Origin of the sequence: Streptomyces sp. APSN-46.1, from assembly GCF_022815725.1 — a bacterium.
GTDB lineage: Bacteria > Actinomycetota > Actinomycetes > Streptomycetales > Streptomycetaceae > Streptomyces.
In genome coordinates, this window is the sequence record NZ_JALGRF010000013.1 from 45,814 (window position 1) to 70,765 (window position 24,952).

Consider the following 24,952-nt stretch of genomic DNA (forward strand, 5'->3'; position numbering starts at 1 on the left):
AACGGGGGCAGGTCAATCCGATTGACGATCAGTCTGCCTCGCCTGGCTGGATCTCGTCCGTATCGGCCGAGATCTCACCACCCAAGGCCTCCGCGATGGCGGCGAACTCGCTGAGAGCCGCCTGCAGATCCTCCACGATCTCCTGGGCGATCACCTCGGGCGGAAGGAGGCTGTCGGCGTCATCGAGGGCCGGGTCCTTCATCCACGTGATGTCGAGGTTGACCTTGTCTCGGGCGATCAGCTCGTCGTAGTCGAAGCACTTGAACCGCTCGGTCTCGACGCGCTCGCTGCGCGCCTTGTCCGGGAGGTAGGCCTCGACGAACTCCTCCAGGGCGGCACGGGTCAGCGGGTGCTGCTTGAGAGTGAAGTGCTTGCCGGTGCGGAAGTCGTAGACCCAGACCTTGGAGGTGTTGTGCGCGCCTCCGGTACGGGGCGGCTTCTTCTCGAAGAAGAGGACATTCGCCTTTACCCCGCCCGCGTAGAAGATGCCGGTAGGCAGCCGCAGGATGGTGTGCAGGTCGAACTCTTCGAGCAGGCGGCGGCGCACCTTCTCGCCCGCGCCGCCCTCGAAGAGGACGTTGTCGGGGAGGACGACGGCCGCACGACCGTTCATCTCCATCAGCGACATGATGTGCTGGAGGAAGTTGAGCTGCTTGTTGGTGGTGGTGGCGCGGAAGTCCTCCCGCTCGTAGGAGATGTCCTCCTTGTCGGCCTTGCCGTCGGTACCGATGACGGTGATCGCTGACTTCTTGCCGAAGGGCGGGTTGGCGAGGACGAGGGAGGCGTGGCGCTCGGGCTTGTCGGCGAGAGCGTCGCCGTCGGTGATGAGAGTATCCCCGTCGGCGTCACCGATGCCGTGCAGCAGCATGTTCATGGCGGCGAGCCGGGCGGTGCCGGTCACCAGTTCGTTGCCCCAGATCTTGCCGTCGCCGAGCGCGAGCCGCTCCTCACGGGAGAGGTTCTGCATGTGGTGCTTGCGGATGTGGGAGTGCGCGGCGATCAGGAAGCCGGCGGTGCCGCAGGCGGGGTCGGTGATGGTGTCCTCGGGGCGCGGCTGCACGACGTCGACCATGGCGTCGATGAGCGCGCGGGGGGTGAAGTACTGGCCGGCACCGGTCTTGGTGTCTTCGGCGCCCTTGGCGAGGAGACCCTCGTAGGCATCGCCCTTGAGGTCGGTGCCCTGGATCGTCCAGTCCTCCTTGCCGATGAGGTCGACGACCAGCTTTTCGAGGAGGGCGGGCTCGGTGATGCGGTTCTGGGCCTTGGCGAAGATCGTGCCGAGGGTGGTGCCGGGGTTCTTGGCGAGTTCGGCCAGGACGTTGCGGTAGTGGACTTCGAGCTCGATGCCCTTCTTAGAGACGAGGGACTGCCAGTCGTACTCGGACGGTACGACGGTTCGGGCCTCGTGCTCGGTGAAGGGGTCGGAGGCGATCTCGTCGGCCATCTTGAGGAAGAGCAGGTACGAGAGCTGCTCGACGTACTCGATGGTGGACAGGCCGTTGTCCCGGAGGACGTTGCAGTAGTTCCAGAGCTTGGCGACCAGGGTGTTGGTCTGGGCGTGTGCCTGGGCGGGGGTTGCGGGGGTCACAGCGGAAGCTCCTGCTGAACGGCGGTGGTGGGGACGGGGGTTGTGGTCGTGGGGGGTGGCGGTGCTGCTACGTTGACCGCCTGCTTACGAGGCCGCCGGGTGGCCCGCTTAGCCTTCCCGCCGCCTTGAGCCTCGCGCTCGGCCCTGATCCGCTCAAGCAACGCGGAGGCGGGCTCGTCGGCTCGGTCCTGGGCGGCGAGCTTGCCGCTGAAAGCATGGGAGAGCACTGACTGTCGCAAGTTGGCTGCCCTTTTCAGCGTAGTCTCAAGTTCCGCACGAAGATGCTTGATTACCTCACCGAACTCATCGGCCTCAGCGACGATCCGTCGTTGTGTCGCGAGGGGCGGTAGCGGCACGGGAATGGCCTCGACCTTCGCTTTGTTCAACGCTGGCTGGTTTCCACCGGAGCTTGCTCGGCGTGACTCCAAGTACCGCTGCTCAAGCACGAGATAGATGTACTCGGGGAGAATTTGCGTTTCCGATACTCGGATCGAGGCGCAATTTTGGTTATGGGTCGCCTCGATATCAAGGATTGCAACCTGCCCTCTTGTTTTTCCCTCCCCGATCATGGCGATCATCACTGTGCCCGCAGGGTGTAGGCGAGTCCTTTTGTTTCCGACCGCCTCTTCGGTGATGTGCTCCCGAGTGTTCGCGATTCTCCTGAAGTTGACCTCGCCGCTTGACACCCAAGGGATGCAGCCCGACCAGAGATCAGGGTTCTTGCGGCTGGGGGTGGTGCCGACACGAACGGAGAACAATCCGCCAATTGTGGTCCAGATCCATCCGTCTGGAATATTCCAGGGGTGGTCTTGGCGCGGGAGTCGCGTCTGCGGGTTGAGGTCTTCCGCTGTTCCCTCATCAAGGCGCAGCGGGACTCGCTCCCCCCGGAGGATTCGACTGATAGCTGCCTGCCGTAGGGAACTTGTCCGGCTAAGCGAGCGCTGCAATGCCGCGCAGGCCGCGTCGAGGCGGGAGAGGTGGTCTTCGAGGGCATCGACGATGCGGTGCTGCTCTGCGACCGGGGGGAGCAGGAGTTCGGTCTCCGCGAACTTCCTGCCCGAGATCTCCTTGAAGGTGGTTCCGCTTGCCTCTGCGGTGATATCGGATGTCTTGTACTGGAGATACCAATAGAGGTAGTCGGAGGAGACTGCGGATGTGGGGACAACCGTTTTGAACCCCTGATTGGTGCATAGGGCGTTGTCCGCGATGGTCACATAGCCAATAGGGGCGCGTGAGCTAAACAGGACCGACCCCCGCTCAACCATGCGTGTCGAGCAGGAGTCGTAGCCCACCTGGGTGAGGGACCGACGCCCTGCCCGAGTCCTCTTGGCAGGGTTCTTGGACAGATCGTCAGGCGTGATCCATGGGATGTCGCCGTCCCAGTATTCCGTGACGCTTGTCTTCGGGGTTGCTCCTGATACCACGTCCCCGACGTTTGCCAGGCTGGTTCGGATCCAGCCAGTCGGCAACTTCATACCACTCGACTTGCTCACGCCAGCTCTCGATTCAACTCACTCAACAACGCCCGCACATCCCGCCCCGGGAACGCGTGCTGGAAGCCGCGGCCGCCGCCTTCGCCCTTGAAGGGTTCGGCGTTGAATTCGGCCGGGCTGATGCCCACATCACTCGCAACGACATCCCGTATCGACCGTAGCCACCACATCTGGGCCCCCGAAAACTCCGCCCCCGCCTGGTGCTGCTTCAGCAGCCACGCCTCGAAGCGCTCCTCCACCGTCTCACGGTACGGCCGTAGCTCCTCGTCCACTCCCAGCTCGTACCGGATCAGCGAGATCAGGTCCGGGACGCCGGCCTCGCGGCCGGGGGAGTGGACCGCCGCGCCAAGGTCCTCGTAGTACGTCCAGAGCATCTTGGGGGTCCACGCGTAGTGGGGGCGGTGGATCTCCGTGGCCAGCTCGCGCAGGGCGGCGTACGCCTCGCCTGGCGAGACCGACCGCGGGCTCGTCAGGGCGATGCTGATCGCCGCGATGCGGTCGGCCTCCTCCTTCAGCAGGCGGCTCCACCGGCCGACCTCCTCGCGGGCCCGTACCTCTCGCGGGACCTCGTTCACATCAGTCACCTTGACCGCCGTGAACTCGTCGAAGACGTAGTCCTTGTCCCGGCGGATCTCGATGATGTGCCGTCGCAGCTCCGGCCGCTCCGTCAGCGGTGCGATCGCGTTCTCGATCAGCGCGCGGGCTGCCTTCGGGCCGCCTTCCTCCCGTGCCCGCTCCTGCCGGTCCGGGTCCACCGCCTTGACGATGGCGCCTGCGATCTCCGAGAGGGTGACTCCGCCGGCCGCCTGCGTCAGCTGTTCCCGCTCGTCCGACGTCAGCTGCTGGTTGAGTCGGGCAAGTCGGCCTGCGAGGGTCTCCGCTTCCTGCGCGCTGATGGACTTCGTGCCCGCCTTGTCCAGCAGCTTCGCCAGCGAGACCTGCTTCGGGCCCGCCGGCACCAGCGGCTTCGCGTCCACCAGCGGGGAGTCCGTCACGCCGACCGCGTCCACCAGCACGAAGCGGTCCTTGCGGACCGTGGAGTCGGAGTCCGGGGTGACCTCCTGGAGCTCCGTCGCGTCGATGGTCCGCGCGCCACGCCCCTTCATCTGCTCGAAGAGCACGGCACTGCGCACCTCCCGAAGGAAGATCACGCACTCCAGGGCCTTGATGTCCGTCCCCGTCGCGATCATGTCGACCGTGACGGCCACCCGCAGCCGCGGCGAGGTCCGCATCGAGCGGATCAGCTCGTTCGGGTCCTCGCCGGCCTGACGGCTCTTGTACGTGATCTTCTTCGCGAAGTCGTCGCCCCGCCCGAAGATCTCCTTCACCTGCGCCAGGACGTCCTCGGCGTGGTCCTCGCCCACCGCGAAGATCAGGGTCTTCGGCAGGTCCTTCCGGCCGGGAAACCAGCGCTGCCAGTTGTCCCGGTAGAGGGTCAGTACCGCCCGGATCTCGTCCACCGTCACAACCGACCGGCCGATCTGCCCGGTCGTGTACGTGAAGTCGTCGTCCAGCTCCTGGTAGCGCTGCTGCCGGGTCTTGCGGTCCTTGACCTTGACGGTCGTGCCCGACTCGATCGTCGCGCCGCCGTTCTCGCGCAGGTCGGTCTTGACGCGCACGACGTCGAAGTCGACGTTCACGCCGTCGGCCACGGCCTGCGGGTAGGTGTATTCCGAGACCAGGTTGCGGCCGAAGAAGCCGAGGGTCTGGAGCGTGGGCGTGGCGGTGAGACCCACCAGATGGGCGTCGAAGTACTCCAGTACGCCCCGCCACAGCCCGTAGATCGAGCGGTGGCACTCGTCCACGATGATCAGGTCGAAGGACTCGATAGGCACCGCCGGGTTGTACGAGACCTCGATCGGCCGGTCGGTTGCGTACGTGTCCTCGTACGCCGTGTCATCCGACGCCTCCTCCGCCTGGTCGTCGTCGGCGAGAGCCTCCCCGCGCAGCAGGGAGTACATCTTCTGGATCGTGCAGATCGTCACCGACGAGGTGTCCTGGAGACCGGCCGCGCCGAGCCGGTCGACGTTGTAGATGTCGGAGAACTTACGGCCGTCGTCCGGCGTCGTGAACTTCCGGAACTCGTCGTACGCCTGTCGGCCCAGGTTGTTGCGGTCGACAAGGAACAGGACACGGCGCGCCTTCGCGTGCTTGAGCAGCCGGTACGTCTGGGCTACGGCTGTGAAGGTCTTGCCCGCGCCCGTCGCCATCTGGATCAGCGCCCGCGCGCGGTCCTCGCTGAGGGACTTCTCCAGGCCGGTGATCGCGTCGAGCTGGGCCAGCCGCAGGCCGTTCGGCTCCAGCACGGGCAGTCGGCGCAGGGCGGCCCGGAACGTCGGCGCGGCCCGGTTCTCGTCGCCGCGCCGCATCCAGCCCGCGACCGTCTCCGGGCGGTGGAAGGAGAAGACCTCACGGGAGCGGGCGTCGGGGTCGAGCCGGTTGATGAAGTACGTCTCGGTGCCGGTCGTCGCGTACCGGAAGGCGAAGGGCTCGGCCTCGCGCCACACGGCGAGGCGGTTTTCCTTGAGGACACCGGCCGCGTACCGGTCGTTCTGCTCGACCGCGCTGGACAGGTGATCGCCCTCGCGCTTGGCCTCGATGACACCCACGATGCGGCCGTCGATGTACAGCACATAGTCGGCGCGGCCGGTGGCGAGGGTGAACTCGCGGACTGCCACACCTCGGTCCTCGCCGGGATTGATCTGGTCGCGGTCCTGGATCGTCCACCCCGAAGCGCGCAGCATCGCGTCGATGGCTTCGCGGGCCTGGACCTCGTTGAGAGGGGCGGGGCGCTGCGCGCGATGGATGATCGCCTCGCGGCGCTTGATGTCGACCTGTCGCGGCTGGAGGCGGGCGGTCTCGTACTTCTCCCGCTGTGCGCCGCGCAGTTCCTCGATCTGGGCGGTGAGCTCGTCGACACGGGCGGCCAGCACGGCCGCCTTGTTGGCATCGGCGCTGGCGATGAGACGCTCGGCCTCGGCCCGCGCCTTGCGCTCGGCCTCCAGGGCGCTGCTCGACTCGGTGAGCCGGATCCGGGCCTGGGTCAGGGCATCGCGGTGGCCCGCCAGGGCTTCGCGCAGCTCGGCCAGCTCGGCCGGATCGGTGACCTGTGCCGTCTCACCCGGGTCGGTGGGCGGTACGAACTCGGCGACCGTACGACGGCCCTCGATGGCGTCGTGGAACCAGAGGCCGAGCTTGTAGCTGATGCGTACGGCCGCGAGGGCGCGCGAGGTGTCGAAGAGATGGCTGTGAGCCGCCTTGTTGCGGTCGCGGCGCAGCTGGTCGAAGTCGTTACGGATCTCGGGAACCAGGACGCCGGCGCGGGTCAGGGCAGCGAGCCGGTCGATCTGGCGGTCCCCCTCGACCCGCAGACCGATCCGGGTGACCAGCTCTTCAGCCAGGACCTCACCGAACTGACCCGACTGAACCAGGGACGAGTTGGGGTGGGTGAACACCGTCGCCTCGGCCGATGCCCCGTACAGAGCGAGCAAGGGGTGATGCCGGTAGAGGAGTCCGAAGTTCGGTGATGCCTGTGCGAAGTCGCGGAGCCGGTCATCCACAGTGTTTGGTTCCCCCCAAATCTGATCTGCACGGGTGTGCCTGATGCGGAACGCAAAGAGACCCTCCAAGCAGCGTAAACACTGGTTGGAGGGTCTTAGGCACTTCTTGCGAAGTGCCCCCGGCAGGATTCGAACCTGCGCACACGGCTCCGGAGGCCGTTGCTCTATCCCCTGAGCTACGGGGGCGCGTCGCTGGTGTTGCTGCGACGGGTTGAACACTACCAGCTTCCGTGGGGTGATCAGGAACCGGTTTTGCGGGGCAGTGGGGGTGGGTCGCCCGGAGGGGGTGGAAGTGGCAAAAACCCGGACGCGGGGGCTTAGGCGGACCTACTCTCGAGTTGTGCCAGGCGTCTCGGGCCGGGTGCTTGTTGTCGACGACAACAAGGTCATCCGGCAGCTGATCAAGGTCAATCTCGAGCTGGAGGGCTTCGAGGTCGTGACCGCGAACGATGGTGCCGAGTGCCTGGACGTCGTGCACCACGTGTGTCCGGATGTGATCACCCTTGATGTGGTCATGCCCCGGCTCGACGGGTTCGGGGCGGCCGCGCGGTTGCGGGCCGATCCGCGGACGCGGCATCTGCCGCTCGCCATCGTCAGCGCCTGTACGCAGCACGAGGTGGAGGCCGGGATCGCGGCCGGGGTGGATGCGTTTCTCGCCAAGCCCTTCGAACCCGCCGAGCTGGTGCGCGTGGTCAGGCGGCTGGTCGAGCGCAGGGACCGGAGGGAGCGGAAAGGGGCTCCCGCCGGGAGGGGGAGAGGGTGACTCCGCCGTCGTGAGTGGCGTGGCTGTTCACGACGCTGTTCACATGGCGAAACCCTTGGCGTGACAGCGGGGCTTCTCCCCTAGGCTGGTCCCGTGACCCCCGCTGACCTCTCCCGTTCCGTCGTGCGCGCCGTGCGCTGCGCCGTCGAGGACGGAGAGCTGCCGGCGGAGGCGGCCGTTCCCGAGCGGGTGGTCGTCGACCGGACCAGGCCCGGGGGAGTGGGCGATTACGCCACCCCCGTCGCCTTTCAGGTCGCCAAGACGGTGCGGCGGGCGCCCGCCGATGTCGCGGCCGTGCTGGCCCGTCGGCTCGGCGCGGAGCCGGGGATCGAGCACGTCGAGGTCACCGGGGCCGGGTTCCTCAACTTCGTGCTGCCGCCGCCTTCCGCCCCCTCCCTCGTCCGGGAGGCGATCGTCTGGGACATCGTGATCCGGGACGTGCGGGGAGGGGCTATCCATATAGACGCCGACGCCGGAACCGGCCTCGGGCTGCGTGAGCGGGTCGTACGCCAGAGCGTCCTGCGGCTCGTGCGCGCCCAGGGCGGCAGCGAGCGCGACCTGCCCGACGCCCTGCCCGTCGCCCCCCTCGCCAAGCGGGACTCCGATGTCGTCGCGCGGTACGGGGCCCACGCCGCGCGGTGGGGGATGCTCGCCGTCCCCGCCCGGGAGACCCCCGTGTTCTCCGACGTGCTGCTGGTGCAGGGCGAGGCCAGCGAGTTCTTCCGGGTGCGGTACGCCCACGCGCGGAGCCGGGCGCTGCTGAGGAACGCCGACCAGCTCGGGTTCGGGCCCGCCGCCGGGGACGTGTCCGATGCGCCCGAGCTGCTGCGCGCCCTCGCCGACCACCCCCTCGTACTCGAAGCCGCCGCGCACCACCGTGCGCCCGAGCGGCTCGTCAGGCATCTCGTCGAGCTGGCCGACGCGCTGCTCGACTTCCAGTACCGCGTCCTGCCCCAGGGCGACGAGAAACCCTCGGCCGCCCACCGCTGCCGGCTGGCTCTCGCCGAAGCCGCCGGCACGGTGCTGGCCGGCGGCCTGGCCCTCCTCGGCATAGACGCTCCTGACTGCCTGTGATCTGCGAAGAGAGATTCCGATGAGCCGTTCCGCGCACCCCGCCGGGCCCCGCCACGCCGATGTCCTGCCCGAGGGGCACTACGCCCCGCCGCCCGCCGACCTGAACGCGCTCGACGAGAAGGTCTGGGCCCGGACCGTCAGCCGCAACGCCGACGGTGTCGTGAGCGTCGGCGGCGTGGAGGTCACCCGGCTCGCCGAGGAGTTCGGGACGCCCGCCTACTTCCTCGACGAAGAGGACTTCCGGGCGCGCTGCCGGGCCTGGGCGCACGCCTTCGGACCGGATGCCGACGTCTTCTACGCCGGGAAGGCCTTCCTCTCCAAGGCCATCGTGAAGTGGCTCAAGGAAGAAGGGCTGAATCTCGACGTCTGTTCCGGCGGGGAGCTCACGACGGCGCTCGCCGCCGAGATGCCCGCCGAGCGGATCGCCTTCCACGGCAACAACAAGTCGGAGAGCGAGATCCGCCGGGCCATCGAGGCCGGGGTCGGCCGCATCGTCCTGGACTCCTTCCAGGAGATCGCCCGCGTCGCGCACATCGCCCGCGAGCTGGGCGTACGCCAGCCCGTCCAGATCCGCGTGACGGTGGGCGTCGAGGCGCACACCCACGAGTTCATCGCCACGGCGCACGAGGACCAGAAGTTCGGGATCGCCGTGGCGGACGGCTCCGCGGCGGAGGCCGTACGCCGTGCCCTCGGGCACGACAGCCTGGAGCTGCTCGGCGTCCACTCCCACATCGGCTCGCAGATCTTCGACATGGCCGGCTTCGAGGTCTCCGCGAAGCGGGTCGTCGGGCTGCTGGCCGCCGTCCGCGACGAGCACGGCGTCGAGCTGCCCGAGATCGACCTCGGCGGCGGCCTCGGCATCGCCTACACCTCCGCCGACGACCCGCGCGAGCCCCACGAGATCGCCAAGTCCCTGCACGAGATCGTCGCGCGGGAGTGCGAGTCGGCCGGCCTGCGCGCGCCGCGGATCTCCGTCGAGCCCGGCCGGGCCATCGTCGGGCCGACCGCCTTCACCCTGTACGAGGTCGGGACGATCAAGCCGCTCGCAGGCCTCCGTACGTACGTCAGCGTTGATGGCGGCATGTCCGACAACATCCGTACGGCCCTCTACGACGCCGAGTACGGGGTCACCCTCGTCTCCCGCACCTCCGACGCCGAGCCCATGCTCGTCCGCGTCGTCGGCAAGCACTGCGAGAGCGGCGACATCGTCGTGAAGGACGCGTTCCTCCCCGCGGACCTGGCGCCCGGGGACCTCCTGGCGGTGCCCGCCACCGGCGCGTACTGCCGCTCGATGGCCAGCAACTACAACCACGCGCTCCGCCCGCCCGTCGTCGCCGTGCGCGAGGGGCGGGGGCGGGTGATCGTCCGGCGCGAGACGGAGGAAGATCTCCTGCGTCTCGACCTGGGATGATGTGCATATTTCTGGGGGAACCCCCCAGACCCCCAAAATAGGTGTCTCACTCAATGGACCGAGGGTGGAAAGCGCCGTCCATTGAGTGAGACTGGGTTACACCTGGTGCGCAACCCGTGCACCGGGAGCGATGGAAGATCGAAAGGCGTAGGTCGAATGATGCGTACGCGTCCGCTGAAGGTGGCGCTGCTGGGCTGTGGAGTGGTCGGCTCCGAGGTGGCGCGCATCATGACGACGCACGCCGACGACCTGACGGCCAGGATCGGCGCGCCCGTCGAGCTCGCCGGCGTGGCCGTGCGCCGTCCCTCCAAGGTGCGCGAGGGCATCGACCCCGCGCTCATCACCACCGATGCGACCGCCCTCCTCAAACGCGGCGACATCGACATCGCCATCGAGGTCATCGGCGGCATCGAGCCGGCCCGCACCCTGATCACCACCGCGTTCGAGAACGGCATCTCCGTCGTCTCGGCGAACAAGGCGCTGCTCGCCCAGGACGGCGCCGCGCTGCACGCCGCCGCCGACGCGAACGGGCTGGACCTGTACTACGAGGCCGCCGTCGCCGGCGCCATCCCGCTGGTCCGCCCGATGCGCGAGTCCCTCGCGGGCGACAAGATCAACCGGGTGATGGGCATCGTCAACGGCACGACGAACTTCATCCTCGACAAGATGGACTCGACCGGCGCCGGCTACCAGGAGGCGCTCGACGAGGCCACCGCCCTCGGGTACGCCGAGGCCGACCCGACCGCCGATGTCGAGGGCTACGACGCCGCCGCCAAGGCCGCGATCCTGGCCGGCATCGCCTTCCACACCCGGGTCCGCCTCGACGACGTGTACCGCGAGGGCATGACCGAGGTCAGCGCCGCGGACTTCGCCTCCGCGAAGCGGATGGGCTGCACCATCAAGCTCCTCGCGATCCTGGAGCGCGCCGCCGACGGGCAGTCGGTGACGGCGCGCGTGCATCCCGCGATGATTCCGCTCGCGCACCCGCTCGCCTCCGTCCGCGAGGCGTACAACGCCGTGTTCGTCGAGGCGGAGGCCGCCGGGCGGCTCATGTTCTACGGGCCCGGCGCGGGCGGTTCTCCGACCGCCTCGGCGGTCCTGGGCGACCTCGTCGCCGTCTGCCGCAACAAGCTCGCCGAGGCAACGGGGCCGGGCGAGTCGGCGTACACCCAGCTGCCGGTCAGCCCCATGGGGGATGTCGTCACCCGCTACCACATCAGCCTCGATGTGGCGGACAAGCCGGGCGTCCTCGCCCAGGTGGCGACCACCTTCGCGGAGCACGGTGTCTCGATCGACACCGTCCGCCAGCAGGGAAAGGACGGCGAGGCCTCCCTCGTCGTCGTCACTCACCGCGCACCCGACGCCGCCCTCTCCGGGACCGTCGAGGCGCTGCGGAAGCTGGACACCGTCCGCGGTGTCGCCAGCATCATGCGTGTTGAAGGGGAGTAAGGGCCCATGAGCAGCAATCGCACCCACCAGTGGCGCGGCATCATCGAGGAGTACCGGGACCGCCTGCCGGTGACGGACACCACTCCCGTGGTCACGCTCCGTGAGGGCGGCACTCCCCTCGTTCCCGCGCAGGTGCTCTCCGAGCGCACCGGCTGCGAGGTCCACCTCAAGGTCGAAGGCGCGAACCCCACCGGGTCCTTCAAGGACCGCGGCATGACCATGGCCATCACCAAGGCCAAGGAGGACGGCGCCAAGGCCGTCATCTGCGCCTCCACGGGCAACACCTCGGCCTCCGCCGCCGCTTACGCGGTGCGTGCCGGGATGGTCTCCGCCGTGCTCGTGCCCCGCGGCAAGATCGCGCTCGGCAAGATGGGCCAGGCGCTCATCCACGGTGCCAAGATCCTTCAGGTGGACGGCAACTTCGACGACTGCCTCGACCTCGCCCGCGCGCTGTCCGACAACTACCCGGTGGCGCTGGTCAATTCCGTCAACCCGGTGCGCATCGAGGGCCAGAAGACGGCCGCGTTCGAGATCGTCGACGCGCTCGGTGACGCGCCCGACATCCACGTGCTGCCCGTCGGCAACGCGGGCAACATCACCGCGTACTGGAAGGGGTTCAAGGAGTACAAGGCCGATGGCCTGGCCTCCCGTACGCCCCGCGTGTGGGGCTTCCAGGCTTCCGGTTCCGCGCCCATCGTGCGCGGCGAGGTCGTCAAGGAGCCGCACACCATCGCCACCGCTATCCGCATCGGCAACCCGGCCTCGTGGGACTACGCGCTCGCCGCGCGCGACGAGTCGGGCGGCTTCATCGACGAGGTGACGGACCGCCAGATCCTGGCCGCCTACCGGATGTTGGCCGCTCAGGAGGGCGTCTTCGTCGAGCCCGCCTCGGCCGCTTCCGTCGCCGGCCTGCTCAAGGCCGCCGAGCTCGGCCTGGTCGACCCCGGCCAGAAGATCGTGTGCACCGTCACGGGCAACGGCCTGAAGGACCCGGACTGGGCCGTCGCCGGCGCCCCGCAGCCGGTCACCGTTCCGGTTGACGCCGAGGCCGCCGCCATCCGCCTCGGTCTGGTCTGACGCAGGTCCCTTGTTGCCGGATTCCGGAGCCCCGGACAAGCTTCCGTAAGCTTCCGCAAGCCTCTGGAATCCGGCAACTCGCCCCGTACGGCACCAAAAGTCAACGCCGTGCGGCGGAAGACCGCGACACGCATCGTGCGCCTCCTGTGCGCCCTATGTCGCGAGAGAACCTTCCTTCGATAGGCTGTACTTACATCCGCCACCGCGCATATGACCGTGGTGCTGCCCCGAGGGCCTTCGGGTGTCGTACGTTCTCCAGTACATTCGCAGCGAAGATCCCGCCCAGCCACCCGATCTCGCACAGTCACAAGGAGTGTCATCAACCGATGGCAGGTCCAGCGTTCCGCGCCGCCGCCGTACGGGTGCGCGTCCCCGCCAGCAGTGCCAACCTCGGTCCCGGCTTCGATGCCTTCGGCCTGGCTCTGGGGCTCTACGACGACGTGGTCGTCCGGGTGGCCGACTCCGGCCTGAACATCGACATCGCGGGCGAGGGCGCCGACACCCTGCCGCGGGACGAGAGCCACCTCCTCGTACGCTCCATGCGCACTGCCTTCGACCTGCTGGGCGGGCAGCCGCGCGGCCTGGAGGTCGTCTGCGCCAACCGCATCCCGCACGGCCGCGGTCTCGGCTCCTCCTCCGCCGCGATCTGCGCCGGCATCGTCGCCGCCCGCGCCGTGACCATAGGTGGCGAGGCCAAGCTCGACGACGCGGCGCTGCTGGAGCTCGCGACCGAGATCGAGGGCCACCCCGACAACGTCGCCGCCTGTCTGCTCGGCGGCTTCACCCTGGCGTGGATGGACGGGGGCAGCGCCAAGGCCATCAGAATGGAGCCCTCGGATTCCATCGTTCCGGTGGTCTTCGTGCCCTCCAAGCCGGTCCTCACCGAGACCGCGCGCGGCCTGCTGCCGCGTACCGTCCCGCACGTGGACGCGGCCGTCAACGCGGGTCGCGCGGCCCTGCTCGTCGAAGCCCTGACCAGGCGCCCCGAGCTGCTGCTCCCCGCGACCGAAGACCGGCTCCACCAGGAGTACCGGTCCCCGGCGATGCCCGAGAGCGTGGCACTCGTCAACCGGCTGCGGGCGGACGGCATCCCCGCGGTCATCTCCGGCGCGGGCCCCACGGTCCTCGCGCTGGCCGACAACGGTGCGGCCGACAAGGTCGCGCAGCTCGCCGGCGAGGGATGGGCGGCCAACCGGCTGGCTCTCGACGCCGCGGGCGCGAGTGTGCTTCCGCTGGGTACCCAGGGCGGCTAGGGCGTGCTGTGAAAGGCGTCGTCTGAAAAGACTGTCCGAAAAGGGACACAGCCGGCCAGGGGCGGGCGGCCAGGGCAGGCCGCCCGCGCGGAACGCGCGATTGCCGGTGATGGAGAGGGGGAATATCTTTTGGATCCGGTAGTGTTAATCTCAAGTGAGCATCGGAAGCCGCCATGGCTCGGTGCTCAGTGTCCCCATCCGGGACCACCTTTCTTCCGGGAGCCTCCCCGACTGCTTTGATCGCTTCCAGCAGTTTCGAGCACGCTCCGGAATCGGCGTGACATTCCCACGCTTTCAGCTCGGGGGCTTCTCGCCGGAACCACCCACGCACGTTTCTCTCCGCCGTATCTCTATCGGCGGACCACCGCCCCGGCCGCGGTCCATGCCCCATCAGGTAATGGACTGTTGTCGGACAGCACAACCGGTCGCCGAGCCAGACAGGCCGACGTCCGCTCCAGGGAAGGACCCTTCGTGAGCGACACCACCGATCTGATGGGCGCTGCCGACACCAACGTCGACACCACCAGCGCCCCCGCCGTGGGCGCCGCCCCCAAGCGCCGCCGCTCCGGCACCGGCCTTGACGGCATGGTCCTGGCCGAGCTGCAGCAGGTCGCGTCGGGCCTCGGTATCAGGGGCACCGCGCGGATGCGCAAGAGCCAGCTGATCGAGGTCATCAAGGAGGCGCAGGCGGGAGGCAGTGCCCCCAAGGCCGCGGCCTCCGCCGCGGACACCGCCGAGGCCAAGCCGAAGCGCCGCGCCACCAGCAAGGCCCGCACGGCTGAGGCCGCTGCCGAGGCGCCCGCCGAGAAGCCTGCCGCGCAGGCGCAGATCGAGATCCCCGGCCAGCCGGCTGGGGGCCCCTCCCGCGCGAGCGAAGCCGAGCGTGGGGGAGAGGACGTCCCGGTCGGCGAACGCCGCCGTCGTCGGGCCACTGCCCCCTCCGGCAGCCCGGAGTCCTCGGCGCCCGTCGCCGTGCAGGTCGAGCAGAAGACCGAGACCGTGCCGGCCGCGGCCGCGCCGGTCGAGACCAAGGCCGAGGCCGCCACCGCCGTCTCCGCCCCGCAGGGCCAGGAGGCCGGCGAGGGCCGCGGCCGCCGGGACCGCCGCGACCGCGGTGACCGTGCCGAGCGCGGCGACCGCCAGGGCCGCCGCGAGCGCGGCGCCAAGGCCGACGAGCAGGGCCAGGGCGGCCAGGGTCAGGGCGGTCAGGGTCAGGGCGGTCAGGGTCAGGCCCAGACCGGCCAGGTCCAGGCCGGCGGACGCCAGGACCGGGCCGACCGCCAGGACCGCGCCGACCGCCAGCAGCAGGGCGGCCGTCAGGCTCAGCAGGGCCGTCCGGACCGCCAGGGCCCCCAGGACCACGGCCCGCAGGACGACTTCGACGGTGAAGAGGGCCGTCGCGGCCGTCGTGGCCGCTACCGCGACCGCCGCGGCCGTCGCGGGCGCGACGAGTTCGCCCCGAGCGAGCCGCAGGTCGCCGACGACGATGTGCTGATCCCCGTCGCGGGCATCCTCGACATCCTCGACAACTACGCGTTCATCCGGACCTCGGGCTACCTGCCCGGCCCCAACGACGTGTACGTCTCCCTCGCCCAGGTCCGCAAGGCGGGTCTGCGCAAGGGTGACCACACCACCGGTGCCGTGCGCCAGCCCAAGGACGGCGAGCGCCGCGAGAAGTTCAACGCCCTTGTGCGACTGGACTCGGTGAACGGCATGGCGCCCGAATCCGGGCGCGGACGGCCGGAGTTCCAGAAGCTGACCCCGCTCTACCCGCAGGACCGGCTCCGCCTGGAGACCGACCCGGGCGTGCTGACCGGCCGGATCATCGACCTGGTCGCACCGATCGGAAAGGGTCAGCGTGGTCTGATCGTCTCGCCGCCGAAGGCCGGCAAGACGATGATCATGCAGTCGATCGCCAACGCGATCACCGTCAACAATCCCGAGTGCCACCTGATGGTCGTCCTGGTCGACGAGCGTCCGGAAGAGGTCACCGACATGCAGCGGTCGGTCAAGGGCGAGGTCATCTCCTCGACCTTCGACCGCCCGGCCGAGGACCACACCACCGTCGCCGAGCTGGCCATCGAGCGCGCCAAGCGTCTCGTCGAGCTGGGTCACGACGTGGTCGTCCTGCTGGACTCCATCACCCGTCTGGGCCGCGCGTACAACCTCGCGGCGCCCGCCTCCGGCCGCATCCTGTCCGGTGGTGTCGACTCGACCGCGCTGTACCCGCCGAAGCGCTTCTTCGGTGCCGCGCGCAACATCGAGGACGGCGGCTCGCTGACCATCCTGGCCACCGCGCTGGTCGACACCGGCTCGCGCATGGACGAGGTGATCTTCGAGGAGTTCAAGGGCACCGGCAATATGGAGCTCAAGCTCGACCGGAAGCTCGCCGACAAGCGCATCTTCCCGGCGGTGGACGTCGACGCGTCCGGCACCCGCAAGGAGGAGATCCTGCTCAACAGCGACGAGCTCTCCATCACCTGGAAGCTGCGCCGAGTGCTGCACGCGCTCGACTCGCAGCAGGCGATCGAGCTGCTGCTCGACAAGATGAAGCAGACGAAGTCGAACGCCGAGTTCCTGATGCAGATCGCCAAGACGACCCCGGCGGGCAAGAACGACGACTGACCCGTCGCCGCGTCGCCGGCACCGCACCACCGGGACCGCCCCCACCGCAGCCGCGGCGGGGGCGGTCCCGCGTTCCCCGGCGGCCGGGCCGCACCCGCGGCGCGAGCCGGGATCTTCCAGTAGAACCCCAGCTCAGCGGCGTTCCGGGGGGATCTGGAATAGATGGCCGGTGCTTCCCGTTGAGGGGAGCGTCCTCAGAATTTTGACAGGCGGCCCGGTCCTGGCAGACTGGTCTGTCGGCCCCGGTTCACGCAGTGCGCAATTCGGCTCCTGCGACCCGGCGCCCTCCCGAATCTAGGAGACACCTTGAAGCGCGATGTTCACCCCGAGTACGTCGAGACCCAGGTCAGCTGCACCTGCGGCGCGTCGTTCACCACTCGTAGCACCCTGACCGAGGGCACCATCCGTGCCGAGGTCTGCTCCGAATGCCACCCGTTCTACACGGGCAAGCAGAAGATCCTCGACACCGGTGGCCGTGTCGCCCGCTTCGAGGCCCGCTTCGGCAAGGCTGCGCAGAAGTAGCGCGCTTCCGGCGCCGGATTCCGGCTGTGCCCTGTCCATAACGGGGGCAGCCGGACCGGCGCCTTTGTCGTCCCGCAGCCCTTTTTCGTACTTTCACCACAGGAGCCCCCGATGTTCGAGGCGGTCGAGGAACTGGTCGGCGAGCACGCCGACCTTGAGAAGAGGCTCGCCGACCCTTCGGTCCACTCGGATCAGGCCAACGCGCGCAAGCTCAACAAGCGCTACGCGGAGCTGACCCCGATCGTCGCGACCTTCCGAGCCTGGAAGCAGTCGGCGGAGGACATCGAGACGGCCAAGGAGTTCGCGGCGGACGACCCCGATTTCTTCGCCGAGGTCAAGGAACTGACCGCGCAGCGCGAGGAGCTCACCGAGAAGCTCCGCCTGCTGCTCGTCCCGCGCGACCCCAGCGACGACAAGGACGTGCTCCTTGAGGTCAAGGCCGGCGCGGGCGGCGACGAGTCCGCCCTGTTCGCGGGCGACCTGCTGCGCATGTACCTGCGCTACGCCGAGCGCGTGGGCTGGAAGACCGAGATCATCGACGCCACCGAGTCCGAGCTCGGCGGCTACAAGGACGTCCAGGTCTCCGTCCGCACCAAGGGCGGTAACGGCGCGACCGAGCCCGGCCAGGGCGTGTGGGCCCGCCTGAAGTACGAGGGCGGCGTGCACCGCGTCCAGCGCGTTCCGGCCACCGAGTCCCAGGGCCGCATCCACACCTCCGCCGCCGGCGTGCTCGTCACCCCGGAGGCCGAGGAGGTCGAGGTCGAGATCAACATGAACGACCTCCGCATCGACGTGTACCGCTCCTCCGGCCCCGGCGGCCAGTCCGTCAACACCACCGACTCGGCCGTGCGCATCACGCACCTGCCGACCGGTGTGGTCGCCTCCTGCCAGAACGAGAAGAGCCAGCTCCAGAACAAGGAGCAGGCCATGCGCATCCTGCGCTCGCGCCTGCTGGCCGCCGCCCAGGAAGCCGCCGAGCAGGAGGCCTCCGACGTGCGCCGCAGCCAGGTGCGCAGCGTGGACCGGTCCGAGAAGATCCGGACGTACAACTACCCGGAAAACCGGATCTCGGACCACCGGACCGGCTTCAAGGCGTACAACTTGGACCAGGTGCTCGACGGAGACCTCGACGCGGTCATCCAGGCCTGTGTCGACACGGACTCCGCCGCGAAGCTCGCGGCCGCGCACTGATCCCTGCTCGACCCCTGCCTGACCCAGCTCGCCCCCGCTCGACCCCCGCTTCACCCCGTACGACAGCAGCCCGGAGGACCAGCGTGAACTTGCTGCTTGCCGAGGTGGCCCAGGCCACCCAGCGGCTGGCCGCCGCCGGCGTGCCCTCACCGCGCTTCGACGCGGAGGAGCTCGCGGCCTTCGTGCACGGCGTCAAACGGGGGGAACTGCACCACGTCAAGGACGCGGACTTCGACGCCCGCTACTGGGAGGCCGTCGCCCGCCGGGAGGCGCGCGAGCCGCTCCAGCACATCACCGGCCGCGCGTTCTTCCGGTACCTGGAGCTCCAGGTCGGGCCCGGGGTCTTCGTGCCCCGGCCCGAGACCGAATCGGTCGTGGACTGGGCCATACACGCCGTCCGGGCGATGGACGTCGTCGAGCCGCTGATCGTCGACCTGTGCAGCGGGTCCGGCGCCATCGCGCTGGCCATGGCACAGGAGGTGCCGCGCTCGCGCGTGCACGCCGTCGAGCTGTCCGAGGACGCGCTGCGCTGGACCCGCAAGAACGCCGAGGGCTCCCGGGTCACCGTCCACCAGGGCGACGCGCTCAGCGCGCTGCCCGAGCTGGACGGCCAGGTCGATCTGGTGATCTCGAACCCGCCGTACATCCCGCTCACCGAGTGGGAGTACGTCGCCCCTGAGGCGCGCGACCACGATCCGGAGATGGCGCTCTTCTCCGGCGAGGACGGACTCGACACCATCCGCGGCATCGAGCGCACCGCGCACCGGCTGCTGCGGCCCGGCGGCATCGTCGTCATCGAGCACGCCGACACCCAGGGTGGCCAGGTCCCGTGGATCTTCGCCGAGGAGCGGGGCTGGGCCGACGCGGCCGACCACCCGGACCTCAACAACCGCCCGCGCTTCGCCACCGCCCGCAAGGCCCTGCCGTGACGGGCGCGACCTTTCCCGCCACCCCCCTGCTGCACGAGGAGGCCCGCTGATGGCCCGGCGATACGACTGCAACGACGCGACGGACCGTAAGACGGGTCTGCGCGAAGCGGCGTCCGCCGTGCGCCGCGGCGAGCTCGTCGTGCTGCCCACCGACACCCTCTACGGGATCGGCGCGGACGCCTTCAGCGCGGAGGCCGTCCACGACCTGCTCGCCGCCAAGGGGCGGGGCCGCGGCATGCCCACCCCTGTCCTCATCGGCTCTCCGAACACCCTGCACGGCCTCGTCACGGACTTCTCCGAGCAGGCGTGGGAGCTGGTCGACGCCTTCTGGCCGGGCGCGCTGACGCTCGTCGCCAAGCACCAGCCGTCGCTGGCGTGGGACCTGGGGGAGACCCGGGGGACCGTGGCGGTACGTATGCCCCTGCACCCCGTCGCGATCGAGCTGCTGACCGAGGTCGGGCCGATGGCCGTGTCCTCCGCGAACCTGTCCGGGCACCCGGCGCCGGAGGACTGCGACGCGGCGCGCGCGATGCTGGGCGACTCGGTGTCCGTGTACCTGGACGGCGGGCCGACTCCGGGGATCCAGCCGTCGTCGATCGTCGATGTCACCGGGAAGGTTCCCGTCCTGCTGCGCGAGGGGGCGCTGACCGCAGAGCAGCTGCGGGAGGTCGTACCCGACCTCGAGGTGGCCCCGTGAGCCCTGAGGGGCGTGGCATAGCCGGGGAGAGCACCTTCCGCATCCTCCACGTCAGCACCGGCAACGTGTGCCGCTCGCCCATCACCGAGCGGCTGACGCGGCATGCGCTGTCGCACCGGCTGGGCGGTCTCGTGACCGGGGACCTCATCGTCGAGAGCGCCGGTACCTGGGGCCACGAGGGTGCCCCCATGGAGGCGAACGCGGCGGCCGTCCTGGCGGACTTCGGCGCGGACGCGTCGGGGTTCACCGGGCGTGAGCTGCTGGACGAGCACGTCATACGCGCGGACCTGGTCCTCACGGCGACCCGTGACCACCGGGCGCAGGTCATCTCGATGGGACATTCGGCGGGCCTGCGCACCTTCACGCTGAAGGAGTTCACGCGGCTGGTGCGGGCGATAGATCCGGCCACGCTGCCGCCGCTGGACGACGGGATGGCGGAGCGGGCGCGGGCGCTGGTGCGGGCCGCCGCGGCGTTGCGCGGGTGGCTGTTGGCGCCGTCGCCCGACGCGGACGAGGTGTACGACCCGTACGGGGCGCCGATCACGTTCTTCCGATCGATCGGCGACGAGATCAACCAGGCGCTGGACCCCGTGGTCACGGCCCTGACGGGCGTCACCGCGTCACGCTGACCCTGCCGGGTGGCACGCGCCGCTGCGCGGGGCCTTTCTCCCCGCCCCGCCCTTTCTCCGTCTCCTGGGGCTCCGCCCCAGACCCCGCGCCTCAAACGCCGGCGAGGCTGGAATGACGGCGCGGCTGGAAATGTGTGGACGGGGTGCCGGGCCTAGAGTGGCTGTACCCGGTACCCATGGAGTCGCGCCATGAGCGTCATCACCCAGCCGACGGGCCTGCTGCGGCAGCAGGATCCGCAGATGGCCGACGTGCTCGCGGGGGAGGCACGCCGGCAGGCGGACACGCTCCAGCTCAGCGCCGCCGAGAACTTCACCTCGCCCGCCGTGCTCGCGGCGCTCGGCTCGGCCCTCGCCAACAAGTACGCCGAGGGATACCCCGGCGCCCGCCACCACGGCGGCTGCGAGTACGCCGACCTGGCCGAACGGATCGCCATCGAGCGCGCCATGGCCCTGTTCGGGGTCGAGCACGCCAATGTGCAGCCGCACTCCGGATCCTCCGCCGTGCTGGCCGCGTACGCCGCGCTGCTGCGCCCCGGGGACACCGTGCTGGCGATGGGCCTCCCGTACGGCGGGCACCTCACCCACGGCTCTCCCGCCAACTTCTCCGGGCGCTGGTTCGACTTCGTCGGGTACGGCGTCGACGCCGAGACGGGCCTGATCGACTACCGGCAGGTGCAGGAGCTCGCCCGTACGCACCGGCCCAAGGCGATCGTGTGCGGCTCGATCTGCTACCCGCGCCACCCCGAGTACTCCGTGTTCCGGGAGATCGCCGACGAGGTCGGCGCGTATCTGATCGCCGACGCCGCGCACCCGATCGGGCTCGTCGCCGGCGGCGCGGCCCCCAGCCCCGTCCCGTACGCCGACATCGTCTGCGCGACGACCCACAAGGTGCTGCGCGGCCCCCGCGGCGGAATGATCCTGTGCGGCGCCGAGTTCGCCGAGCGCATCGACCGGGCGGTGTTCCCCTTCACCCAGGGCGGCGCCCAGATGCACACCATCGCCGCCAAGGCCGTGGCCTTCGGCGAGGCCGCCAGTCCGGCGTTCACCACGTACGCGCACCGCGTCGTCGCCAATGCGCGGGTCCTGGCCGAGGAACTGGAGGCCCGCGGTTTCCTGCTGACGACCGGGGGCACCGACACGCATCTGATCAGCGCCGACCCCGCGCCCCTCGGGCTGGACGGGCCGACCGCGCGCGGCCGGCTGGCCGCCGCCGGGATCGTCCTCGAAACCTGCGCCCTCCCCTACGGGGACCAGCGGGGCATCCGGCTCGGTACGGCGGCGGTGACCACGCAGGGGATGGGGGAGCCGGAGATGCGCAGGATCGCCGACCTGTTCGCCGCCGCCCTGAGCGGCGAGGTGGCCGACGCGACGAAAACGACGAGAACCCGCTCGGACGTGACCGCGCTGGCGCTCGGATTTCCCCCGTACGGGGTTTAACGGGTCAAGAAGAACGTAGTGCAACCGTGATACCGGCACCTCGCGTCCTCGAAGCGGGGGACATCGCGGCTAATGTGTGGGGCTGAGATGGCCGGCGATACATCTGGGGCAGCCCGTGCGTGAATATCTGCTGACGCTTTGCGTCACGGTCGCGGTGACCTATCTGCTCACGGGGCCCGTGCGGAAGTTCGCGATCGCGGTCGGCGCGATGCCCGCGATCCGGGCCCGCGACGTGCACCGCGAGCCGACACCGCGGCTCGGCGGCATCGCCATGTTCGGCGGCCTGTGCGCGGGCCTGCTGGTCGCGGACCACCTGCAGAACCTCAACAGCGTCTTCGAGCTGTCGAACGAACCGCGCGCGCTGCTCTCCGGGGCGGCGCTGATCTGGCTGGTCGGCGTTCTCGACGACAAATTCGAGATCGACGCCCTGATCAAGCTCGGCGCCCAGATGATCTCCGCGGGCGTGATGGTGATGCAGGGTCTGACGATCCTGTTCATCCCGGTCCCCTTCATCGGCACGGTCTCGCTCACCCAGTGGCAGGGCAACCTGCTCACCGTGGCCCTCGTCGTGATCACGATCAACGCCGTGAACTTCGTGGACGGTCTCGACGGCCTGGCGGCCGGCATGGTCTGCATCGCCGCCTGCGCGTTCTTCCTCTACGGCTATCGGATCTGGTTCGGCTACGGCATCGAGGCCGCCGCGCCCGCGACCCTCTTCGCCGCGATCCTGATGGGCATGTGCCTGGGCTTCCTCCCGCACAACATGCACCCCGCCCGGATCTTCATGGGCGACTCCGGCTCGATGCTGATCGGCCTGGTGCTGGCCGCCGGCGCCATCTCCATCACCGGGCAGGTGGACCCGGACGCGCTCGGGCTCTTCGCGGGCGGTGAGCGCAACGCGACGCACGCGATGCTGCCGGTCTTCATCCCGCTGATCCTGCCGCTGACGATCATCGCCATCCCGATGGCGGACCTGGTCCTGGCCATCGTGCGGCGCACCTGGAAGGGCCAGTCCCCGTTCGCGGCCGACCGCGGTCACCTGCACCACCGGCTGCTGGAGCTCGGGCATTCCCACAGCCGCGCGGTGCTGATCATGTACTTCTGGACGGGGCTCATCGCCTTCGGCGCGGTGGCCTACTCCGTGCACTCCACCTCGATGTGGATCGTGCTCGCCATCGCCGCCCTGAGCGCCGTGGGCCTGATCCTGCTGCTCCTGCCGCGCTTCACCCCGCGCGCCCCGCGCTGGGCCGAGGCCCTCGTCCCGCCGCGCTACCGGCACGCGACGCGGCGTGCCGAGGCGGCCGCGGAAGCGGCCGCACGCGAGGCGACGGCCACCGAGCCGACCCCTGCCCGCCCCGTCGCGGCGGGAGTGTCCGGCGTCAACGGAGCGACCGCGGTAGGCCCCCGTTCGCGCTTCCCCGAGCGACGTAAGGCCGAATCGACCCGCTGACGCCGCAGGAGCATGTCGGATATGGGGCGCCTTTAGCACACAAGCCGCCTCTTCATCGTGCACACACGGGCGGGTTAACTCTCATGTGTGACAGTGGGCACACCCACCAGGTAAAGCTCTCATCAAATAGTTTGTGATACCGTTCACTAAACCCGGCGACAGAGCCGAAGGACCGTAGTGCGACGGTCCCTTGGCCCGAGGCGCGCCCTCGGACCGGGCTTACGCTCGTCCCGTACGAGTCCGTACGAGTCCGTGCCCCCACCACCACGCGGAGCTACCCCGCCATGCGGTCAGATGACGTCCGACTCCTCCTGCAAGCCGCCGTACCCACCGCTATCGCCGGCGCTATCGCCGCCGTGATCAGCGCGCTGGTCGTCGGGGGCAAGGGAGCGGTCGGTGCCATCGTCGCGACGCTGCTGGTGATCCTGTTCATGGGCCTCGGATTCATCGTTCTACAGCGCACGGCGAAATCACTGCCGCATCTCTTCCAGGCCATGGGGCTCATGCTCTACGCGGCCCAGATTCTGCTGCTCTTCGTCTTTCTCGCCGCGTTCAAGAACACGACGCTGTTCCACCCCAAGGCATTCGCGATCACGCTCGTCGCCACCACCCTCGTGTGGATCGGCGCACAGACGCGTGCTCACATGAAGGCAAAGATCCTTTACGTCGAACCGGACTCGACGAAGGGCGACAAGCCCGGAAATTCGGGGCCGAAGTCGTGAAGGGTAGGGCCGGGATAAGTGGGCGTTCGAGATCCTGCTATCGTCCGGTGCCAACTGCGGCACTGCGGGCGCGGGCATCTGAGCTGACGCCTGTTCCATCGCGAGGCTCGATGCCTGACTGCCGCCCCACCATCCGTAACACCAGTCCAGTGCCGAACTGCGGCCATACGCCGCGCCGACACAACGAGGTTGCCGTACCTATGCGCCACGCTGAAGGAGCCCGCGGTGAGTGCTGACCCGACGACGGTGCTCGCCTTCGAGACCGATTGCCACATCTTCGACGGTTGTGGCTTCCCGGCTCCCGGTCTGCACTCGTTCCTGTTCGAGCCGATCTTCGGCAACGCGGACAGCAACACCTACTTCAACAAGACGATGCTGCTGGCCCTGCTCGGCACGGTCATCATCGTCGGCTTCTTCTGGCTGGCCTTCCGCAAGCCGAAGGTCGTCCCGGGCAAGCTCCAGATGGTCGCCGAGGCCGGCTACGACTTCGTACGCCGCGGCATCGTGTACGAGACGCTGGGCAAGAAGGAGGGCGAGAAGTACGTCCCCCTGATGGTCTCGCTGTTCTTCTTCGTCTGGATGATGAACCTCTGGTCCATTATTCCGGTGGCCCAGTTCCCGGTGACGGCGATCATCGCGTACCCCGCCGCCCTCGCCGCGATCGTGTACGTGGTCTGGATGAGCGTGACGTTCAAGCGTCACGGCTTCGTCGGCGGCTTGAAGAACCTGACCGGCTACGACAAGTCGCTTGGCCCGGTTCTGCCGATGGTCATGGTCATCGAGTTCTTCTCGAACGTCCTGGTCCGCCCGTTCACCCACGCGGTCCGACTGTTCGCGAACATGTTCGCCGGTCACACCCTGCTGCTGCTCTTCACGATCGCCAGCTGGTACCTGCTGAACGGCCTCGGGATCGCCTACGCCGGCGTCTCGTTCGTCATGGTCCTGGTGATGACCGCCTTCGAGCTCTTCATCCAGGCTGTCCAGGCGTACGTCTTCGTCCTCCTGGCCTGCAGCTTCATTCAGGGCGCGCTCGCCGAGCACCACTGAGCCTCCCCCCCCGCAACACCCCAAGTCGTCCGGTG

19 protein-coding genes and 1 tRNA gene are annotated in these 24,952 nt (G+C 69.2%); 16 read left to right on the plus strand and 4 right to left on the minus strand.

The annotated features are described in order from the left end of the window. Positions 1–28 precede the first annotated feature (28 nt). From MTF65_RS26210 to MTF65_RS26225, 4 genes are all read right to left on the minus strand, one after another. Positions 29–1,588 (minus strand): class I SAM-dependent DNA methyltransferase, encoded by a 1,560-nt coding sequence (locus MTF65_RS26210; protein ID WP_243631430.1) that lies wholly within the window; start codon positions 1,586–1,588, stop codon positions 29–31. Then, positions 1,585–3,081: a restriction endonuclease subunit S gene (locus MTF65_RS26215; RefSeq protein WP_243631431.1), complete on the minus strand. Its 1,497-nt coding sequence runs from the start codon at positions 3,079–3,081 to the stop codon at positions 1,585–1,587. The genes MTF65_RS26210 and MTF65_RS26215 overlap by 4 nt, the downstream gene beginning before the upstream one ends. Continuing rightward, positions 3,078–6,641 (minus strand): DEAD/DEAH box helicase family protein, encoded by a 3,564-nt coding sequence (locus tag MTF65_RS26220; protein WP_243631432.1) that lies wholly within the window; start codon positions 6,639–6,641, stop codon positions 3,078–3,080. The genes MTF65_RS26215 and MTF65_RS26220 overlap by 4 nt, the downstream gene beginning before the upstream one ends. Positions 6,642–6,755: 114 nt before the next feature. Beyond that, positions 6,756–6,827, minus strand: a tRNA-Arg gene (locus MTF65_RS26225). Between the two features lie 82 nt (positions 6,828–6,909). On the opposite strand from MTF65_RS26225, the gene MTF65_RS26230 reads away from it, so the two are divergent. The 16 genes from MTF65_RS26230 (at position 6,910) to atpB (ending at position 24,917) form a co-directional block, all read left to right on the plus strand. Continuing rightward, positions 6,910–7,404, plus strand: a complete 495-nt coding sequence (locus MTF65_RS26230; RefSeq protein ID WP_243631533.1) for a response regulator — start codon at positions 6,910–6,912, stop codon at positions 7,402–7,404. Positions 7,405–7,497: 93 nt separating this feature from the next. Beyond that, on the plus strand, positions 7,498–8,478 hold the full coding sequence (gene nrtL / locus MTF65_RS26235) for an ArgS-related anticodon-binding protein NrtL (protein WP_243631433.1): 981 nt from the start codon (positions 7,498–7,500) through the stop codon (positions 8,476–8,478). 19 nt (positions 8,479–8,497) lie between these two features. Next, the gene (gene lysA / locus MTF65_RS26240) at positions 8,498–9,889 is read left to right on the plus strand and encodes a diaminopimelate decarboxylase (RefSeq protein WP_243631434.1); all 1,392 of its coding nucleotides are present in this window, start codon (positions 8,498–8,500) and stop codon (positions 9,887–9,889) included. A gap of 159 nt (positions 9,890–10,048) precedes the next feature. Beyond that, positions 10,049–11,338: a homoserine dehydrogenase gene (locus MTF65_RS26245; protein WP_243631534.1), complete on the plus strand. Its 1,290-nt coding sequence runs from the start codon at positions 10,049–10,051 to the stop codon at positions 11,336–11,338. Between the two features lie 6 nt (positions 11,339–11,344). After that, positions 11,345–12,415, plus strand: coding sequence for a threonine synthase (gene thrC, locus MTF65_RS26250; RefSeq protein WP_243631435.1), 1,071 nt, complete (start codon positions 11,345–11,347; stop codon positions 12,413–12,415). Positions 12,416–12,741: 326 nt separating this feature from the next. Then, positions 12,742–13,668: a homoserine kinase gene (gene thrB, locus MTF65_RS26255; RefSeq protein ID WP_243631436.1), complete on the plus strand. Its 927-nt coding sequence runs from the start codon at positions 12,742–12,744 to the stop codon at positions 13,666–13,668. Positions 13,669–14,139: 471 nt separating this feature from the next. Next, positions 14,140–16,293, plus strand: a complete 2,154-nt coding sequence (rho, locus tag MTF65_RS26260) for a transcription termination factor Rho (protein ID WP_374207300.1) — start codon at positions 14,140–14,142, stop codon at positions 16,291–16,293. A gap of 306 nt (positions 16,294–16,599) precedes the next feature. Further along, on the plus strand, positions 16,600–16,815 hold the full coding sequence (rpmE, locus tag MTF65_RS26265; protein WP_214954960.1) for a 50S ribosomal protein L31: 216 nt from the start codon (positions 16,600–16,602) through the stop codon (positions 16,813–16,815). 111 nt (positions 16,816–16,926) lie between these two features. After that, entirely contained in the window at positions 16,927–18,006 is a 1,080-nt protein-coding gene (gene prfA, locus MTF65_RS26270; RefSeq protein ID WP_243631437.1) for a peptide chain release factor 1, read from the plus strand. 83 nt (positions 18,007–18,089) lie between these two features. Further along, on the plus strand, positions 18,090–18,935 hold the full coding sequence (prmC, locus tag MTF65_RS26275) for a peptide chain release factor N(5)-glutamine methyltransferase (RefSeq protein WP_243631438.1): 846 nt from the start codon (positions 18,090–18,092) through the stop codon (positions 18,933–18,935). A gap of 49 nt (positions 18,936–18,984) precedes the next feature. Further along, positions 18,985–19,632, plus strand: coding sequence for an L-threonylcarbamoyladenylate synthase (locus MTF65_RS26280; protein WP_243631439.1), 648 nt, complete (start codon positions 18,985–18,987; stop codon positions 19,630–19,632). Then, the gene (locus tag MTF65_RS26285; RefSeq protein ID WP_243631440.1) at positions 19,629–20,261 is read left to right on the plus strand and encodes a protein-tyrosine-phosphatase; all 633 of its coding nucleotides are present in this window, start codon (positions 19,629–19,631) and stop codon (positions 20,259–20,261) included. Before MTF65_RS26280 ends, MTF65_RS26285 begins: the two co-directional genes overlap by 4 nt. Before the next feature lie 189 nt (positions 20,262–20,450). Beyond that, a complete protein-coding gene (gene glyA / locus MTF65_RS26290; protein WP_243631441.1) occupies positions 20,451–21,698 on the plus strand; it encodes a serine hydroxymethyltransferase in 1,248 nt (415 codons plus the stop codon). A 115-nt stretch (positions 21,699–21,813) separates the two neighbouring features. Further along, a complete protein-coding gene (locus tag MTF65_RS26295) occupies positions 21,814–23,148 on the plus strand; it encodes an MraY family glycosyltransferase (protein WP_243631442.1) in 1,335 nt (444 codons plus the stop codon). A gap of 284 nt (positions 23,149–23,432) precedes the next feature. Further along, entirely contained in the window at positions 23,433–23,870 is a 438-nt protein-coding gene (locus tag MTF65_RS26300; RefSeq protein ID WP_243631443.1) for a hypothetical protein, read from the plus strand. A 210-nt stretch (positions 23,871–24,080) separates the two neighbouring features. Beyond that, positions 24,081–24,917: a F0F1 ATP synthase subunit A gene (gene atpB, locus MTF65_RS26305; protein ID WP_243631536.1), complete on the plus strand. Its 837-nt coding sequence runs from the start codon at positions 24,081–24,083 to the stop codon at positions 24,915–24,917. Positions 24,918–24,952 lie beyond the last annotated feature (35 nt).